This is a genomic window from Salipiger sp. IMCC34102, assembly GCF_004145405.1.
Taxonomy (GTDB): domain Bacteria; phylum Pseudomonadota; class Alphaproteobacteria; order Rhodobacterales; family Rhodobacteraceae; genus Loktanella.
Genome location: NZ_SELQ01000004.1, coordinates 1 through 17,651, shown reverse-complemented (window position 1 = coordinate 17,651; position 17,651 = coordinate 1). Strand labels below are relative to the sequence as shown.

The window sequence follows — 17,651 nt, the reverse complement described above, 5'->3', positions numbered from 1 at the left end:
CGCGTCCTTTCAAAATCCGATTGACCGCAGATAGGCGCGATTGGCCCGCGCGTCCTCGATGGGAGAGACAGCCAGCATCGGGTCGCAATCCTGCTCGACCGTGCACCAGCCGTCGAAGCCCGCCTCGACGAGGATCCGCCGCACCGCCGGGAAATCCACGTCTCCCTTTCCAAGGTTGCAGAAGATCCCCTGCCCGCAGGCCGTGTAGAAGTCCGTCCGGGTCGCGACGACGCGAGCTTTCACTGCGGGGTCGATGTCCTTGAAGTGCATGTAGGACACGCGCGCGGCGTGGCGTTCAAGGAAATCGACCGGATCGAACCCGGCATAGGAATGGTGGCCGGTGTCGAAGCAGATCTTCAGCAGGTCCGCGTCGATCGCGTCCAGAAGGCGGTCCAGCTCTGGTTCGAAGTCGATGAAGCCGCCCGCGTGGGCGTGGATCGACGGGATGAGGCCGTGATCCGCGCCGATCTGCGCGGCGGCCTCGATCCGGTTCTTCAGACCGCGCCATTCGTCCGCCTCCATCTGCTCCGCCTCGTCCGCGCGTCCGGCCGTCGGCGCGCGGCGCGCCGAGATCGAGTCGATCAACACGAAGTGGCGCGCCCCGTGCGCGGAAAGCGACCGCGCCGTTCGGATCGCTGCATCACGGACCTCGTCCCATTTGTACGGATCGTGGAACGGGCGGAAGACGACGCCGCCGATCAGTGACAAATCGTGCTCGGCCAGTGCGTCGGCCAAAACGACCGGATCCTCCGGCATGTAGCCGATGGGACCCAGTTCGATGCCCCGATACCCGGCGTCCGCGCAGTCCTTCAGCACCTGCCGCCACGGCGGATTGCGCGGATCGTCCGCGAATTCCACACCCCACGAACAAGGCGCGTTTCCAAGGCTGATTTTCATGTCGCGTCCCTCACCTCTTCTACATCGACCCAAGTCCCCCGGTCCGCAGAGCGGAATACGGCCTCGACCACCTCGGCGACCTCCAGCCCGTCCCGGAAAGTCGGAAAGACCGGTTGACCCGTGTCGATGGCGGTCAGGAAATCCTTTGCTTCGATGATGATCTGATCCTGATAGCCCGTCCCATGACCGGGTCCCTGACAGAACGGCGCGTAATCCGGGTGGGCCGGGCCGGTCAGGATCTTACGAAAGCCCCGTGTCGCTTCCGGTCCCTCGGCCAGATAGAGCCAGACCGCGTTCTGGTCCTCTTGGTCGAAGCGGATGGCACCCTTGCTGCCCGTGATCTCGTAGGCGTAGCCCATCTTGCGCCCGGTCGAGACACGGCTGGAATAGATGTGCCCCATCACGCCTGAGGCGAACTGGCACATGATCTGCGCGTGATCGTCGTTGGCTACACGCCCGCCGGGCCGGTCCGTCACGACCGTCCTGACCTCGCCCATCACCCGCGCGATCGGCCCCATCAGCGCAAGCGCCGCGTTGATCGGATGCGGGGCAAGGTCGCCCATGTTCCCGTTCGCGCGCCCCGCACAGCGCCAGTTGAAGGGCGTCTCGGGATCGGCAAGGAAATCCTCCGTGTGCTCGCCCCGGAACCACCTGATCTCTCCGATGGTGCCATCGGCCAGGATCCGGCGGACGAATTGGCTGGCCGGGGTGCGGATGTAGTTGAACCCGGTCATGTTCACGACGCCCGCGCCTTCGGCCGCGGCGATCATCGCGCGCGCATCAATGAGCGTCGCGGCCAGCGGCTTTTCGCACAGCACCGGCTTGCCCAAGGCAAAGGCCGCCTCGGCGATCTGGCGATGGGTGTCCTGTGGCGAGGCGATGACGATCGCCTCGACCTGAGCGTCCTCGACCAGCGCCAGCCAGTCGTCCGTCGCGCGGCGGAACCCGTAGGCCCGCGCGTAGCTTTGCGCGCTGGCCGCACTGGTGGCAGCGATCATTTCCAACTTCGGCCTTAGACGTGTGTCGAAGACGGCGCCGACCGCCGACATGGCGACAGAATGGGCCTTGCCCATGTAGCCGCCCCCGACGATCCCGATCCCGATATCCGCCATGCCGAACCCATATTGCAACCGGTTGCAAATTTCGTATCCTGCGCCGAGACCTTCGGCAACGGCAAAAGGCCAGTTTTTAGTGACGGATATTCTCGACCGGGATGGGGCCGGGTTTCTGATCATCGGACGCGCCGGAATGGACCTTTATGCCGATCCTCCGGGCACCACGATCGAGACCGCCACCGCCTTTACCGCCGCGCTTGGCGGATCGTCGGCGAATATCGCGGCCGGTCTGTGCCGTCAGGGGATGCGGGCGGCGCTCGTCACCTGTGTGTCCGACGACGCGGTGGGCCGCTTCTGCCTTGCGCAACTGGACGCCTACGGGATCGACCGCCGGTTCGTCCGCGCGGTCGGCGGCGAGGCGCGCAACTCGCTCGCGGTGGTCGAGACGCGGCTGCAGGACACGCAGTCGGTGATCTACCGCAACGGTGCTGCCGATTTCGAGATGAGGCAAGAGGACGTGCGCGCCCTGCCCTACGCCGCGTTCCAGGCGCTGGTGACGACGGGAACGGTGCTGGCGACCGAGCCGTCGCGCAGCGCGGCCCTGAGCGCTGTCGAACTGGCGAAGGCGGTGGGCCTGCCGGTCGTTTTCGACGTCGACTATCGTCCTTACACCTGGGCCTCGGCGGAGGAAGCCGAGCGGGTCTACAGCCACGCGGCCACCTTTTGCGACATCATCGTCGGCAACGACGAGGAATTCGGCTTCATGGCCGGGGACTACGACCGGGGCCTGCCCAAGGCCCGCGCCCTCGCTGCCGAAACGGCAAGGATCGTCGTCTACAAGATGGGCGAGCGAGGGGCCGTCACGATCACCCGCGACGGCGAGGTCCGCACAGGCATCTTCGAGACCGGGGCGATCAAGCCGACGGGGGCGGGCGATGCATTCATGGCCGGGTTCCTCGGTGGATTGGCGGCCGGGGTGCCGGTCGCTGCCGCCGTGGAGCGCGGGTCTGCCGCCGCGGCGATCGTCGTCTCCCGCGTCGGCTGCGCGCCCGCGATGCCCACGGCGGACGAATTGGCCCGCTTCATGGCCTCGCATACCCTTTCCCCGATCCAGCAGGTGACCGATGCACATCCCGCCCCATGACAATGCCAACCGTCCCATCGTGGACGTGGACGACGCCCACGTCCCGCTCACCTATTTCAACATCGTCAAGCTGAAGGCGGGCGAAAGATTCGACTACCGCGTCCCCGGATACGAGACCTGCATCGTGCCCGCCACCGGCACCGTGACGGTAGAGACCGGCGGAGAGACCTTCGCAGACATCGGCCAGCGCGGCGCCGACGTCTGGGACGGCGAGCCCGAGGGCGTCTACGTGCCGACCGACACCGGCGCGCGCATCACCGCCCGCACCGACACCGAGACCTTCGTCGCCGGGGCGAAGTTCGACGAGCGGCTTACCCCCTTCGCCGTCCGGGCCGCCGATCTGGACCTCGTGCAATACGGCTCCGACGACACCAAGACCCACCGCAAGATCAAGCACATCCTGGGCGCGGGCCACCACGACCGGGTGGGCCGCCTGCTGGTGAGCGAGCTTTTCACCGTAGGCGCGGGCGGCTGGTCGGGCTTTCCCAGCCACAAGCATGACACCGACCGGCTGCCCGACGAGACGCGGCACGACGAATGCTACAACTTCCGCTTCAAGCCGGACTACGGCTCTGGCCTGCAGATGCTGCAGCGCGTCGATAACGAGCCCGGCGACGCCTATCATATCATGGACGGCTCCACCGTGCTGATCGACAAGGGCTATCACCCCTGCTGCGCCCTGCCGGGCTACCAGATGTATTACTTCACGATCCTGGGCGGCCTGTCGCAGCGGTCGCTGAAGCAGTATTTCCAGCCCACCCACGCCGAGCAGTTGCACACCATCCCCGGCATCATGGACATGGTGGCCAAGTTCAAGTGACCCGGGCGACCCTGAAAGACGTCCTGCCCGCCGCCAATGCCCACGGCTATGCGGTGCCCGGCTTCGTCTGCCTTGGCTGGGAAGACGCCCGCGCTTACGTCGCCGCGGCCGAGGCCGAAGCCGCGCCCGTCATCCTGCAGGCGGGACCCTCCTGCCGCGCGCACACGCCGCTGCCCGTCCTTGCCGCCATGTTCCTGCATCTGGCGGACCAGGCTTCGGTGCCAGTCGTGGCGCATCTGGATCACGGCCATACCCTCGCGGAATGCGAGGAGGCGCTGCGCTGCGGATTCACCTCGGTGATGTTCGATGGCTCACGATTGCCGCTGGAGGAAAACATCGCGCAGACAAAAACCGTGGTCGATCTCGCACGGCGGTTCGGCGCATCCTGCGAGGGCGAACTCGGCTTCGTCGGATATGCCGAAGGAGCCGCGTCCAAGGGAACGGACCCCGACGAGGTCGGCCCCTTCGTGACCGAGACCGGTGTCGATGCCCTGGCGATCTCGGTCGGCAACGTGCATCTGCAGACCAGCGCGGGGCAGGCGCTTGATCGGGAGCGGCTGCAAGCCATCGCGCGGCAAACCCCTGTGCCGCTGGTCATCCATGGCGGGTCCGGCCTGGGCCTCGAAGATCGGCAGGATCTGCCCGCACAAACGCTCATCGCCAAGATCAACGTCGGAACCGAGTTGCGCCGGGTGTTCGGACAGGCCCTTCGAAACTTTTTGTCCGCCGATCCCGACCTCTTCGACCGCATCGCGATCCTCTCGGCAAGCGAACCGCCGCTCACCGACGCGGCCCGCAAGGTCATTCGACAGTTCGGTGCGGGCGGGCAGGCTCGATCGATGTTGCGACTATGACAAGCTATCGGCGGAAATACTGAAGCAATTTCGACTGACCTTCGGCGTGCGTCAGTGTCCTGAAATGATTGCTATATATTTGAAATGAACCCCTGCGCTATTTTCTGAGAACGCTGCTGGGTCCAAAGGAAACTAGATTCATACCTCAGAGCTTTCGGACCCGCGAGACGGGGGATTATTCCCGTAAACTAACCAAACCTGACTCTTACCCACTCGACGAATAATCCGAAGGGCCGAGCCAGTAAGATCATGAAGACAAGAGCGGAACCGAGCGCCGCGCCCAGCTCTGCGAGTTCTGCACCGGCCAGTAAAAGAGTTGCCCCATACACCGGGCCCTGAAAGGTGAGAAAAGCACCGATATCGACCAAGGTTGTCGTTATGCGGTTGCGAGGCGCAGCGCGCTCGAGAAGCCAGTCTCGCCACCCAGTATACGGGCGCGCGGTTGCGATCATGATCGGCACCATCAAGATCCGCGTAGCCAAAACCTCTTTGGCCTCCAAGCCTGCGATGAAAAGCTCAGAGAAGCTCGCAACGGCCGTGAAAAAAAGAACTGTTGCCAAGGTGTCCACCACGAACAGGCGCGCGGTGGAAGGTCTTTGTGTTCGTGGGGTATGATGCGACATCTGAACTGAATAGCCTTTAATGTTCGGCTATGACCAGCCTGACGGCCAAGCCGACAAATACCACCGCCGCGATCTAATTCAAGACAAGTTGAAGGGCTGGCGAAGCTCTTAGCCACTTGCCAAGGAACCCCGATCCCAATGCTATGGATCCGAATACGAGGATCGTCGCAAATATGAAAACGCACCCTAGAAGAAACAATTGCGGAGCCAAGGGACCGACGGTCGGGTCTGCGAATTGCGGAAGAAAGGCGAGAAAGAAGATTAATACCTTTAGATTCGTAATATTCATTACGATTCCACGGAAATAGAGCTGCGTAAGCCCCGGATCGCCCGCTTGGTTCGCCGTCACGGCCGATGTGCCCGCTCTGAACGCGCGCCATGCGAGATACAGCAGATAGGCGGCTCCGAGAATCTTTACCATGTTGAACGCCATGGAGGATGCTGCGAAAACGGCGGCGATACCGAATGCAACAGCAGCGGTGTGGACCAGCAAACCTGTGCATAATCCCAACGTGACGACCAGTCCCGCAAGTCGCCCGTAAAGTGCTGACTGGGTGATGACGAATATATTGTCTGGTCCGGGAGCGAGCCCAAGTGCAGCCGAAGCGGCGAAGAAAATCAGAAAGACTTCGAAATCAGGCATTCATGTTTTCCAATAAAGCTTTATCATTAAGCGACGGTTCCCACATGGCGTTGGTGACGCATACGCTGATATCCAACTCGCGTTGAATGCGTCCACCGAAGCGGGCCACATCTCTTCCCGTAGTTTCAGTCACCGCTCCTTGGCTTTGTCCGAGGTGATCTGGGAGACAAATCTCTCAAATTCCGCATCGGAAATCGAAACAGAATGCTCTGAAGCCGGATAGGCGCCGCTGGCGACTTCCGCATTGAACTCCTGGAACGCAGCGATGCGCTCCTTTTGCAGACGGTTTAGCTCCATTCGAAAATCGCGGTAAGTCTTGGCATGACGTGGCTTGTGGCCCCGGGTATATCCAAGAACATCCTCGGCAAAGAGATATTGCGCATCCGCATGGGGGCCCGCGCCCATACCGAGAAGGATGAGGTTGGTGCGCTTGGCGATCTCGGCGGCGACCCTGTCGGGAACCACCTCCAGCTCCGCCCCGAAGCAACCCGCCTCTTCCAGCGCCTTCGCGTGCCGGAAAACGTCCATGGCGCTGTCAGCGGTCTTGCCGACCGCCTTGAACCCACCGGTCCAGGTCGCTTTCGACGGGATCAGCCCGATATGACTTACGACCGGTATACCGTCGTCGGCCAAAACCTTGATCGTTCCAAGCGAAGAGGCGCAATAGACGCAGTCACCGCCCACCTGCATCGCCCGGTGTGCGGCGCGTTGGTAATCCTCCACCGTCACGAGGTCTCCGTAAAGCAGTCCGACTTGGACGAAACAATCGCCCGCCGCCTCGCGCATTTCGGGGGTCCAGACGGGATCGACGATCGACAGCATGTCGATCCCGGCCTCGGACGCCGCCGCCGCCTCTTCGGGCGTGTCGACATAGAGCATCGACAGCATGCGCTTGCCCTTGAGCGCGCGGATATCCGCGACCGTCGGCCGGTTGTGGTATAGTTCCATTGATCCCCCTCGCTCAGGCCGCCCTGAGCAGTTTCTTCAAGTTGTGCGCGGGATCGGACAAAAGCACCGGATCAAGGGTGGTGCCGATAAGCCTCTGTGCGATCTTGATGTCCTTTGCGACGGCACTGCCCTGCCCCAGACCCGCGGCGCCGATCAGCGCGCCCGCGTCGTTGAGGAAGAACAGGATTTCGGAATCTCTGCCCATCTCACGCGACGCTGCCGGCTGACCAGACGTATCCCCGACACCCTGCAACCCGATCTCGTAATGGTCCGACCAGAACCAGACGGGCACATCGAATTCTTTGTTGCCGCCTGCAAGGTTACGTCCGGCCACCTCGCCCTGCGCCTGTGCGTTCTGCCAGGTTTCGTATCGCAGATGCAGGCCGGAGCGCATCTCGACCGCCGCGCAATCGCCTGCAGCCAGAATATCAGGGTCGTCCGTCACCAGTCGGCGATCCACGCGAATGCCGTTCTGGATCGTCAGCCCTGCAGAGACCGCCAACTCGACATTCGGCTCCACACCGATGGCGGCTACGATCAGGTCTGCCGCGATAGCACGTCCATCTTCCAGAACGACGTCACTTTCGGTGCAGGAGGCCACCTGGACTCCGCAAAGAACCTCCACACCCGCCTGTTGATGGCGAGTCGTCAGTTTGGACGCCAGCCGCTCGGGGACATTGCGCCCCAAGGGACGAGGACCGGCTTCCAGAACCGTCACGCCCAGGCCGCGGCCCGTCAACTCGGCGGCAAGTTCCAGCCCGATCAGGCCCGCCCCGACGATCACCGCCGACCGGGCCGTCCCGGCCGCGGAATAGATCGCGCGCGCGTCCTCCATCGTTCTCAGAACCCGCGCGCGATCCCCACCGGGGCAGCTCAGCCTGCGGGCGCGCGCGCCCGTCGCGAGCAGCAGTTTCCGAAAAGGCAGGGGGTCTCCCTGCGCGCGGACCACCATGCGCTCGTCCCGATCGATCGCGGTTACGGACACATCGGTTTCGAGCGTGATCGACATGTCATCCAAAGCCTCCCGCGTCGCGATCAGCTTCTCGACCACACCGCCCGAATTTGGCTTCGACAGCAGGGGCCGCTCGTAAGGCAGAGCGGCCTCGTCGCCGAGGACGGTGATCGGACCGTCATACCCAGCCTCCCGCGCGGTCAATGCCGCGCGGATCCCGCATTCACCGGCGCCAATGATGACGATCCCGGGCACGTCAGATCTCTATGAAGACGCGGTCGCCCTCGACCTTGACCGGGTATGTCGCGAGGTTCACGCAAACCGGAGCACGCTTCGCCTCTCCGGTGCGGTAGTCAAACTGGCCGTTGTGCTTGGGGCACTCGATGGTGTGGTCCATCACCAGCCCGTCGGCCAGATGCACGTCCTCGTGGGTGCAGCGTCCGTCGGTGCAGAAGAACTCGTCCTCGGGGCTGCGGTAGATCGCAAAGGTGCGATCCCCGTGATCGAAGCGGATAAGATCCTCTTCCTCGATGTCGTCCTTGGCGCAGGCGTCGATCCAGTCTGCCATGTCGTTGTCCTCCCGGTTGAGTGTTATTCTGCGGGAACCGCAGGGGAATTGAGGTCGGCCTTGCCCTTCGGCTGGTCCACGTCCTCGCCAAGGGCGGACCGGTGCAGGTCGACGCGGTAGGGAGCGGCACCCTCGGGCAGATCGCGCTGCAGGAACTCATCGTGATATTGCAGCTGACGGCGCAGGATCGGCAGCACCTCGCGATAGGCTTGCCACATCGAGGTGTTCGGCACGGGCAGGTCGTGTTTGATCCGCTCGTGCAGCTCGGGCAGCCGGTGATAGGGCACCATCGGGAACATGTGATGTTCGCAGTGGTAGTTCATGTTCCAGTAAATGAAGCGGCTGACCGGATTCATATAGACGGTGCGGCTGTTCAGGCGGTGGTCGATGACGTTCTCGGCCAGACCCGCGTGCTGCAGCACACCCGTCAGGACATGGTGCCAAGCACCGTAGAGCCGCGGCAGCCCGATCACCATGAGCGGCAGGATCGACCCCATCGCCACGGCCAGCGTGATGACGACCGCATAGATCACGACCCAGATGCGGGCGATTCGCACGACTTTCGGCTTCTCGCTGTCGGGGATGTAGGTCGCTTCTTCCTCGTCCAGCTTGCCGGTGGCGTTCACCAGCATCCGCTTCCAGCCGTTGAAGGCGTCGAGAATGCCGAAGAAGTTCAGAAAGATGCGAAACAGCGCCGGCGGACGCATCGCCACGATCTCTGGATCGCGGCCGACGATGACGGTGTCGGTATGGTGGCGCGCGTGGCTCCAGCGCCAGGTGACCGGGTTGCGCACCATGCAGAAGGACGCGATCTGATAGACCACGTTGTTCATCCATGGCGTCTTGAACGCCGTTCCGTGCCCGCATTCGTGCCAGCGGCTGTCCATCGCCGAGCCATAGAGCACACCGTAGGCCAGCCAGAAGGGCGCCGACAACCACGACGGCCAAAGCGCGATGCCGATCCCGGCTAGCGCAATCATCGACCCGAACAGGATGATCGCATCGCGGATCGCGGGGCCGTCCTCGCGTTTCATCAAAGCTTTCATTTCCTTGCGGGGAATATCGGTCAGATACCAGTCCGCCGCCGACAGACCCGTGTCCACGGCACGCTGGGCGTCCGCGCCCAGCAGGGAATAGTCGCGCTTTGCCATCAGAACCTCCCAAGTTGGCGTGCCTTTGAAGTTACCTGCACTTTCCGGTTCCGCCATGCTCGGGCTTGTCGATCACCTCAAAAGACCTCAATATCGCTCGCGACATGATGCAAAGCACTCAAATACCGTGAAGCTCCGCCGCCCGACCCTGAAAGATCTGGCCAAAGCGGCCGGCGTCGGTCTTGCAACGGTGGACCGGGTCCTTAACGAGCGACCGGGCGTCAGCGCCGCGGCGATCGACAGCGTGCTCGCGGCTGCCGAACGGATCGGTTATCCAACGGCGAAACTGGAAGCGATCAAGCTGGATGCGACGCGACCACTGGTCCGGTTCGGCTTCGTGCTGCACAAGCCGAGCCAAGAATTCTATCGCAATTTCGCAAAAGCGTTGGAGACCGCAGTCAGCGGACGCACGGACATTCGCGGTCGATGCGACGTGCGCTTCGCCGCCTCTCAATCCCCGTCCGACTTTGCCTCTGAATTGACCGCGGTGGCGGAGACGACGGACGTCGTTGCAACGTCGGCGATCAATCATCCAACCGTGTCGGACGCGATCCGCGCACTTCAAGAGCGCGGCAAGCCTGTCTTTTCGCTTCTGAATGACGCCGCATCGGGCGTCCAGCAAAGCTACTTCGGGCTCGATAACGTCAAGGTCGGGCGGATCGCGGGGTGGATGATCGGCACGCAGTCGCGCGCGCCCGGCAAGGTGGCGGTCTTCATCGGCGGGAACCGCTGGCACGGGCATATCCTGCGCGAGACAGGACTGCGCAGCTACCTCAGGGACCACGCGCCGCACCTCGACCTGTCGGATGCGACCGTGAACCTGGAGACCCGGCAGGTCACCTATGAGGCAACGCTCGATCTTCTCGACCGCCACCCCGATCTGCGCGGCATCTATGTCGCCGGCGGCGGCATGGAGGGTGCGATCGCGGCCCTGCGAGAGGCGCGCCCCCCCGGCAAGGTCGCGTTGATCGTGAACGAATTGACCGCCGAAAGCAGGCAAGCCCTGACAGACCGCATTGTAAGCCTTGTGATTGCAACGCCGCTTGACCAGCTGTGTCGCGCGCTGATCGCGTCGATGATCGAGGCGGCGCGCGGCGACAGGACAGCGATTTCTGGCCAGCACTACCTCGTCCCGCAGCTCTACTCCCCGGAGTCGCTTTGACCCTCAGGCGTCGCGTTCCATGATCCACTGGGCTTCCGGTGCGGGAACGAAGCGCCATTTGCGCAAGGGTCCGGCCATGACGTTGAGGTAATACATCTCGAACCCATAGGGAGCGCCGCAGGGGTGGTGGCCGCGCGGGACGCAGACAACGTCGTGGTCGTGGACGGCCATGGTCTCGTCCAGCTGGCGGTCGTCGGTATAGACGCGCTGCACACCGAAGCCCGAGGCGGGGTTCAGGCGGTGGTAATAGGTCTCTTCGAGGTAGGTGATGCGGGGGAAGTCGTCCTCGTCGTGCCGGTGGCTGGGGAAGGACGACCAGTGGCCCGCGGGAGTGAAGACTTCGGTGACCAGCAGGCGGTCGGCGACCGGGCGATCCTCCATCGCGATATTGTTGATGTGGCGGGTGTTGGTGCCGCGCCCGCGTTCGGTCAGCGTGATGCCGTCCGGTCCCAGCCGCTGCGCGCGATAGTCGCAGCCCGCGGCGGCGGGGGCAGTGCAGACAGCGAGCGTGCAGTCGGTCTCAGCCACGGCCGACCAGTCGGCATCGCGGGGGATATAGGCGGCGTGGGGTGGAGACTTCTCGAAGACGTCCATCCGGTCGCCCATGAGGCCGAAGTCCTCTCCGCCGCCGGTGATCCGCGCCTTGCCTTCGATGATCACGAGGATCGCCTCGCGATCGCCCGTGGCCTCTTCCGCGCTGTCGCCCGCGCGCAGCCGGTGCAGCGAGAAGCCCACATAACGCCAGCCCGCGCTTTCGGGCGTGATCCGGTGCACCTCGCCGCGGGTGCCGAAGGGGCGGTGAAGAAGATTGGGCATGGGAACTCCTGTGTCAGGCGGTGCGTCGGCCCGCGAGGGCATCGAGGGCTGTGTAAAGGTCCTGCGCGGGCCAGCCGCCCGCATGCGCCCGGCGCAGGATATCCGCCTGCGTTTCCGGCGCATTACCGTCCAGCGGCGGGTCGGTGTCGAGGTTGGTCGGAAAGGCGTAGCCTTCGGCGGTCGCGGCGATGGCGGCCTGCGCTGCGTCGCGCGGCAGCGCCCTCAGAGCCGGATAGACGGCCCGGCACATGGCATCCCTGTCGATCGCCTCCATCGCGCGGCCGAAAGGCGAGGAGACCTGCAACAGGTTCGCCATCCGGTCGATGTCGTCGCTGCGGTTCTCGCCCGCCGCATGGAACAGCGCGGGATTGAAGAAGATCGCGTCGCCTTTCCGAAGCGGCAGCTGGATGTAATGCGCCTCGAAGAACGCGCCGTGGCCGGTCTGGTGGAACGCGATGTAGCCCGGCGCATAACGCTGCGAGAACGGCAGCAGCTTCGTCGGTCCGCTCTCGATCGGCATGTCGCAATGGGCGACAGCACCCTGCAATGTCAGCGCGGCGGTCAGATCGTGGACGTGGACGGGATAGCTGGCAGCGACCTCGGCCGTCTGAAAGCCAAGATGGTAGTCGCGGTGCGCCCGCTGCGCCTTGCCGCCGGGACGCACCTGGTTGACCTGTGCCGTCATCTGGTAGTGCGGGCCGAGCCAGGCCCGCGATGCCGCGGCGATGGCGGGGTTGGCGTAGTAGGCGGCAAAACCTTCGGGATCGCGCAGGCAATGCTTTTGCAGCGCGTTCCAGATCCGGTCGTTGGCCCCCGCCGCCGCGAAGTGATCGCCCTTGCCTGCGCCCGCCGCGCGTTCCTCGGCGATGATCTGCCGGAACACGTCGGTCGCGCGGTCGACCGGTGAGGTGTCGGGAAAGGCGCGGCCGAGACAGATGACGCCTGCGCCGTGTCGCAACACCCGCGCCCATTCGGCCAGCAGGGCCGGATCGTCAAGGTCCAGCGCGGGGACGTCATAGAACGGCACGTTCTGGCGGATATCTGACGCGAACGGCACGTCGCCCGGCTTGAGCCGCTGCGCGATCAGCGCTTTGAGCGTGGCGATGTTGCCGCTGTCGATCAGGAAATAGCCCGCCTCCATCGCCTCACCCTTCGACCGCCAGCCCCGCGCGGTCACACAGGTCGCGGATATGATCGTATCCCATCTTGGAATACTCGAACGGCGGAGCCTTGGCGGGATCCTGTTCGGCCTCGACGACAATCCAGCCGTCATAGTCCATGGCCTTCAGCCTGTCGGTCACGGCCTGGAAGTCGAGGCAGCCCTCCGGGTCGCCCGGCACGGTGAAGGCCCCACCCGCGACGGCGTCGAGGAAGCTCGCGTCATCGCGGTGGATTCGGTCCAGAACAGGCTGGCGGACGTCCTTGAAGTGGACGTGGTGGATGCGGTGGCCCCACTTGTCCAGAACCGCCAGCGGATCGGCCCCGGCGAAGTGCAGGTGCCCGGTGTCGTAGAGCAGCGTGAGATCCTCCGAGGAGCCCTCCATTAGCCAGTCGATATCCTCGGCGTCCTGCACCATCGCGCCCATGTGGTGATGGTAGCTCAGCACGACGCCCTGGTCCCGCGACCACTTCGCCAGTTCCGACAGCTTCGCGGCATAGCCCGTCACCTCGTCGCGGCTCAGCTTGGGGCGCTGGCTGACGGGCGTGTTCAGCATGCCCTGGATGGTGTTCGAGCATTCCGCATAGACGATGCAGGGGGCGTCCAGTGCCGCGAACTGCTCGACCTGCTGGCGGATCGCGGCGCGCTCTTGCTCCACGGGGGCGACCATGAGGTTGCCGGAACACCAGCCGCCGCACAGGCTGACGCCGTAGCGGTCGAGGTAGGCACGCAAACCTTCCGTGTCGGCGGGCATCCGGCGGCCGCGCTCGACCCCGGAATAGCCGATGCGGGCGGCGTCCTCCATCGCGCCTTCGGTGGTAAAGGCGGCGGTGAGGTCGGGCAAATCATCGTTCTGCCAGGCAATGAGAGAAATGCCGATCTTGACGGGCATGATTGGGTCCTTGGGTCAGGGGGGCGGGACAAGTCCCGTCCTACGGTTGCGGCGATGCGGTAGGGCGGGACTCATCCTGCCGCCCCCGCCCTAAAAGCGGCGTTGGGTGGCCTTGTTGCGCTCGTAGGTCTCGCGCGCGGCGCGCACCTCTTCGCGGTCCGAGACCTGCGGCACCCCGACCTCCCACCAGGTCCCGCCGGGTTCGGTCGAAGGATAGGGGTCGGTGTCGATGACGACGACGTAAGGCCCCTTGGCCTCGTGGCGCTTTGCCAGCGCCTGCTCCAGCTCCGCGACAGAGCCGACCTTGACCGACGTGGCCCCCATCGCGGCGGCGTGCGCGGCGAAGTCGATGGCAGAGTTTTCGCCCCCGGTGGCATGGTCGAGAAGGTTGTTGAACTCCGCCCCGCCGGTGCCCATCTGCAGCCGGTTGATGCAGCCATACCCGCGGTTGTCGGTGACGACGACGGTGAAGGGGACGCCCATCATCGCGGCGGTCGCCATCTCGGAATTGGCCATCATGTAGGTGCCGTCGCCGGTGAAGCAGATCACGTCGGCAGAGGGCTGGGCCATCTTGATGCCCATGGCACCCGCGATCTCGTATCCCATGCAGGAGAACCCGTATTCCATGTGGTAACTGCCGGGACGGCCTGCCTTCCATAGCTTGTGCAACTCGCCCGGCATGGTGCCGGCGGCGCACATGACGACCGTCTCGGGGCCAGCCGCGCGCTGAACTGCGCCGACGACCTGCATGTCGGTCGGAAGGGCGTTGCCATCGCCCGGCCTGTCGGTCAGCGGATCGACCGCCGCGAACCAGTCGGCCTTGGCCGCCTCGGTCTCGGCGCCGAAGCTGCGTTCGCCTAAGGCCGCGCTCAGCGCGGCCATCCCGGCCTGCGCGTCGGCCACGACGGGCAGCGCGCCGTGCTTCTCGGCGTCCCAGGCCTGCGTGTTGAGGCTGACCAGACGGCGGCCGGGGTGTGAGAACAGGCCCCACGACCCGGTGGTGAAGTCCTGGAACCGCGTCCCGATCCCCAGCACCAGATCGGCGCGCGCGCAGGCGTCGTTCGCCGCGGCACCGCCGGTCACCCCGACGGGGCCAAGGTTCAGCGGGTGGTCCCACGGCAGTGCGGACTTGCCCGCCTGCGTCTCGACCACGGGGATGCCGTGCGTTTCGGCGAAGCGCGCAAGCTCTGCCGTGGCGTCCGAGTAATGCACGCCCCCGCCCGCGACGATCACCGGGCTTGTCGCGGCCTCCAGCGCCGCGACAGCCCGCGCCAGCTCTCCGGTGTCGGGATGGACACGCCGGGCATACCATGTCTTCGGCTCGAAGAAAGCCACGGGGAAGTCGAACGCCTCGGCCTGCACGTCCTGGCACAGCGATAGGCAGACCGGCCCGCAGTCCGCCGGATCGGTCATCGTGCGGAAGGCTCGGGGTAATGCGGTCAAAAGCTGTTCGGGCCGGGTGATGCGGTCGAAGTAGCGCGTCACGGGCCGGAAGCAGTCGTTCACCGTCACGGTGCCGTCGCCGAAGTCCTCGATTTGCTGCAGCACGGGGTCCGGGCCGCGCCCGGCGAACACGTCGCCCGGCAGCAAAAGCACCGGCAGGCGGTTCACATGCGCGAGCGCCGCCGCCGTCACCATGTTCGTGGCCCCCGGCCCGATGGAGGAGGTCACGGCCATCGCGCGGCGGCGCCCCGACTGCTTGGCGTAGGCGATGGCCGCGTGCGCCATGGTCTGTTCATTGTGGCCGCGCCAGGTCGGCAGGTCCTCGCGGTGGGCGTAGAGCGCCTCGCCCAGTCCCGCCACGTTGCCGTGGCCGAAGATCGCCCAGACTCCTTCGATGAAGCGCTCGCCCGCCTCGTTGGTCTGCGCCGCGATGTAGCGCACCAGCGCCTGCGCCGCCGTCAGCCGGATCGTTTCGCTCATGCCGTCTCCTTTCGCGCGGATGTCCGCGCATCGTCCCAAATCCCGCAAAGCCTGGCAAAGCGCTCTGCCATCCTGTCCACCGCCTGCGCGTCATCAATCTCGCCACGCATCCACGACCGCGCGGTGTCGCCGAAGATCGTCCGGCCCACGGCAAACCCCCTGACTAAGGGCTGCGCCGCGGCCAGCGCAAAGCTTTCCGCCAGTTCCGCCTCGGGCGCGTCAAGGCCCAGCACCACGATGCCCCGCGTGCGCGGATCGTTCCGCTCGATCGCGGCAACGGCATTCGTCCAGGCGGCCTTGCTCCTGAACGGCTCCAGCTTCCACCAGTCGGGGAAGACGCCCGCGTCGTAGAAGGTCTGGATCAGGGTGGCGGAGGTCTGATCGTCCACTGGCCCGACCTTCGAGGGAATGATCTCCAGCAGGAACTCCAGCCCGTTGCGCCGCGCGGCGGTGAAGAGCCGCTTCACCCGCGCGACCTGAATCTTCGCGGTCTGCGCGTCGTCGTCCGGGTGGCAAAAGACCAGCAGCTTCACGACGTTCTCGCGCGCCCATTCGCGCAAGGCCCCAAGGTCCGCGCCCAACCCCGGCTCGAACGCGATGGGCCGAGAGCCCGGCAGTTCCGTCGGCCGCCCGATCCAGAGCCCCGTGCCGCTCGCCCGGTGCAGCGCGGACCGCCCGATGCGGTCGTCGCAAAGGATGCCGTAGCCCCCCTGCCCGCCCTGCACCCGCAGCGCCGCATCGAGGCACAATTCCTTGAACGCCGCGCCCTTGGCGGGCGTGTAGCCCTCCATCTCTTCCAGCTGGCTGCGGTGATCGAAGGCAAAGGTGCGGACCGTGGACCAGTCGCCGTGCCGGTTGGTCGCCCAGTGGACCTGCTCCAGCTCCGCGTCGTTGCGCAGGTCGGGGCGCTTGACGCCGCGATCCAGGAAGAACTGCAGCTCCTCCCAGCTGGGATAGGCCGGCGTGCAGCCGTGGCGGCTGACCGCGAAGGCCCCGCAGGCGTTGGCGTATTCCAGCGCGCGCGGCCAGGGCGCGTCCTCCAGCCACCCCTTGAGAAGCCCCGACATGAACCCGTCGCCCGCCCCCAGCACGTTGAAGACCTCGATGGGAAAGCCCGGCCCCGCCTCGCCGTCGTCGAGGTTGCCCGGGATGTCGCCGGTGAAGGCCACCGCGCCCTGCGCCCCGCGCTTGCACACCAGCGTCGCGTCAGAGACGCCACGCACCGCGCGCATCGCTTCTATCGTGTCGGTCGAGCCGCCCGCGATGTGGAACTCTTCTTCGGTGCCCACGATCAGATCGAACAGATGCAGCGTCGATTGCAGCTTCTGCGTCACTGCGGCACTTTCCACGAAGCGGCTCTCGCCCTCGCCGTGGCCCGCGACGCCCCAGAGGTTCGGACGGTAGTCGATGTCGAGCGCCGTGCGCAGACCGGCCACGCGCGCGATCCGCAGCGCCTTAAGCGTCGCGGCCTCCACCCGAGGGTGGCTCAGATGCGTGCCGGTCGCGACGATGGCCCGCGCGGACCGGATGAACCCCTCGTCGATATCGTCCTCGGTCAGCCCCATGTCCGCGCAATTCTCGCGGTAGAAGATCAGCGGAAAGCTGTCCTCGTCCCGGATGCCCAGCAGCACCAGCGCCGTGAGCCGGTCCGGGTCCACCTTTACGCCCCGCGTGTCCACCCCCTCGCGCCGCAACTGCTCGCGGATGAAGCGGCCCATGTGTTCGTCGCCTACCCCGGTGATGAGGGCGGACTTCAGCCCCAGTCGCGCCGTTCCGCAGGCGATGTTCGTCGGGCTGCCGCCGATATACTTATCGAAGGACCCCATGTCCTCCAGCCGCCCGCCAACCTGCGCGCCATAAAGATCGACGGACGAACGGCCGATGGTGATCAGATCGAGTGTGTGCGACATGCCTTATCCCATCCGTTCCGACGCGTAGGAACCCGGCGAGGCCGGGAAGACGACCGTCTTGTTGCCGTTGAGGAAGACCCGCCCGTGGATATGCGCGTGGATCGCGCGGGCCAGGACCTGCGCCTCGACGTCAC

The 17,651-nt window shown here is 65.2% G+C and carries 17 protein-coding genes and 1 pseudogene; 4 read left to right on the top strand and 14 right to left on the bottom strand.

The genetic code is table 11. The features are described 5' to 3' along the window. Window positions 1-9: 9 nt before the first annotated feature. On the bottom strand, window positions 10-897 hold the full coding sequence (locus EU805_RS09650) for a TIM barrel protein (protein ID WP_129763769.1): 888 nt from the start codon (window positions 895-897) through the stop codon (window positions 10-12). Beyond that, window positions 894-2,009: a Gfo/Idh/MocA family protein gene (locus EU805_RS09645; protein WP_129763768.1), complete on the bottom strand. Its 1,116-nt coding sequence runs from the start codon at window positions 2,007-2,009 to the stop codon at window positions 894-896. The genes EU805_RS09650 and EU805_RS09645 overlap by 4 nt, the downstream gene beginning before the upstream one ends. A 79-nt stretch (window positions 2,010-2,088) precedes the next feature. Between EU805_RS09645 and iolC (EU805_RS09640) the strand changes: the two genes are divergently transcribed. Genes iolC (EU805_RS09640) through EU805_RS09630 form a run of 3 tightly spaced genes read left to right on the top strand, consistent with a single transcriptional unit; the run spans window position 2,089 to window position 4,770 of the window. Beyond that, the gene (iolC, locus tag EU805_RS09640; RefSeq protein WP_255465880.1) at window positions 2,089-3,096 is read left to right on the top strand and encodes a 5-dehydro-2-deoxygluconokinase; all 1,008 of its coding nucleotides are present in this window, start codon (window positions 2,089-2,091) and stop codon (window positions 3,094-3,096) included. After that, on the top strand, window positions 3,077-3,916 hold the full coding sequence (locus tag EU805_RS09635) for a 5-deoxy-glucuronate isomerase (RefSeq protein ID WP_129763766.1): 840 nt from the start codon (window positions 3,077-3,079) through the stop codon (window positions 3,914-3,916). Before iolC (EU805_RS09640) ends, EU805_RS09635 begins: the two co-directional genes overlap by 20 nt. After that, window positions 3,913-4,770, top strand: coding sequence for a class II fructose-bisphosphate aldolase (locus EU805_RS09630; RefSeq protein ID WP_129763765.1), 858 nt, complete (start codon window positions 3,913-3,915; stop codon window positions 4,768-4,770). The genes EU805_RS09635 and EU805_RS09630 overlap by 4 nt, the downstream gene beginning before the upstream one ends. 188 nt (window positions 4,771-4,958) lie before the next feature. On the opposite strand, the gene alaE is transcribed toward EU805_RS09630, so the two are convergent. The 6 genes from alaE to EU805_RS09600 form a co-directional block, all read right to left on the bottom strand. Beyond that, entirely contained in the window at window positions 4,959-5,393 is a 435-nt protein-coding gene (gene alaE / locus EU805_RS09625; RefSeq protein WP_129763764.1) for an L-alanine exporter AlaE, read from the bottom strand. A 73-nt stretch (window positions 5,394-5,466) separates the two neighbouring features. Then, entirely contained in the window at window positions 5,467-6,036 is a 570-nt protein-coding gene (locus tag EU805_RS09620; RefSeq protein ID WP_129763763.1) for a LysE family translocator, read from the bottom strand. Between the two features lie 129 nt (window positions 6,037-6,165). Next, the gene (locus EU805_RS09615; protein WP_242494114.1) at window positions 6,166-6,924 is read right to left on the bottom strand and encodes a 3-methyl-2-oxobutanoate hydroxymethyltransferase; all 759 of its coding nucleotides are present in this window, start codon (window positions 6,922-6,924) and stop codon (window positions 6,166-6,168) included. A gap of 73 nt (window positions 6,925-6,997) precedes the next feature. Beyond that, the gene (locus EU805_RS09610; protein ID WP_129763761.1) at window positions 6,998-8,191 is read right to left on the bottom strand and encodes an NAD(P)/FAD-dependent oxidoreductase; all 1,194 of its coding nucleotides are present in this window, start codon (window positions 8,189-8,191) and stop codon (window positions 6,998-7,000) included. 1 nt (window position 8,192) lies between these two features. Next, a complete protein-coding gene (locus tag EU805_RS09605; RefSeq protein ID WP_129763760.1) occupies window positions 8,193-8,504 on the bottom strand; it encodes a MocE family 2Fe-2S type ferredoxin in 312 nt (103 codons plus the stop codon). A 23-nt stretch (window positions 8,505-8,527) separates the two neighbouring features. Beyond that, window positions 8,528-9,655, bottom strand: coding sequence for a fatty acid desaturase family protein (locus tag EU805_RS09600; RefSeq protein ID WP_129763759.1), 1,128 nt, complete (start codon window positions 9,653-9,655; stop codon window positions 8,528-8,530). 55 nt (window positions 9,656-9,710) lie between these two features. On the opposite strand from EU805_RS09600, the gene EU805_RS09595 reads away from it, so the two are divergent. Beyond that, window positions 9,711-10,817 carry a LacI family DNA-binding transcriptional regulator gene (locus tag EU805_RS09595; RefSeq protein ID WP_129763758.1) on the top strand — a complete coding sequence of 369 codons (1,107 nt, stop codon included), beginning with the start codon at window positions 9,711-9,713 and terminating at the stop codon, window positions 10,815-10,817. A gap of 3 nt (window positions 10,818-10,820) precedes the next feature. On the opposite strand, the gene iolB is transcribed toward EU805_RS09595, so the two are convergent. The 6 genes and pseudogenes from iolB to purU form a co-directional block, all read right to left on the bottom strand. After that, complete coding sequence (gene iolB / locus EU805_RS09590) at window positions 10,821-11,633, bottom strand: 5-deoxy-glucuronate isomerase (RefSeq protein ID WP_129763757.1); 813 nt, start codon at window positions 11,631-11,633, stop codon at window positions 10,821-10,823. Between the two features lie 13 nt (window positions 11,634-11,646). After that, complete coding sequence (locus EU805_RS09585) at window positions 11,647-12,774, bottom strand: phytanoyl-CoA dioxygenase family protein (RefSeq protein WP_129763756.1); 1,128 nt, start codon at window positions 12,772-12,774, stop codon at window positions 11,647-11,649. Window positions 12,775-12,778: 4 nt separating this feature from the next. After that, entirely contained in the window at window positions 12,779-13,684 is a 906-nt protein-coding gene (iolE, locus tag EU805_RS09580) for a myo-inosose-2 dehydratase (protein WP_129763755.1), read from the bottom strand. A 90-nt stretch (window positions 13,685-13,774) separates the two neighbouring features. Next, a complete protein-coding gene (gene iolD / locus EU805_RS09575) occupies window positions 13,775-15,607 on the bottom strand; it encodes a 3D-(3,5/4)-trihydroxycyclohexane-1,2-dione acylhydrolase (decyclizing) (protein WP_129763754.1) in 1,833 nt (610 codons plus the stop codon). Next, the gene (gene iolC, locus EU805_RS09570; RefSeq protein ID WP_129763753.1) at window positions 15,604-17,517 is read right to left on the bottom strand and encodes a 5-dehydro-2-deoxygluconokinase; all 1,914 of its coding nucleotides are present in this window, start codon (window positions 17,515-17,517) and stop codon (window positions 15,604-15,606) included. The genes iolD and iolC (EU805_RS09570) overlap by 4 nt, the downstream gene beginning before the upstream one ends. Before the next feature lie 3 nt (window positions 17,518-17,520). Next, a pseudogene (purU, locus tag EU805_RS17695) lies at window positions 17,521-17,651 on the bottom strand (formyltetrahydrofolate deformylase); the annotation flags it as partial.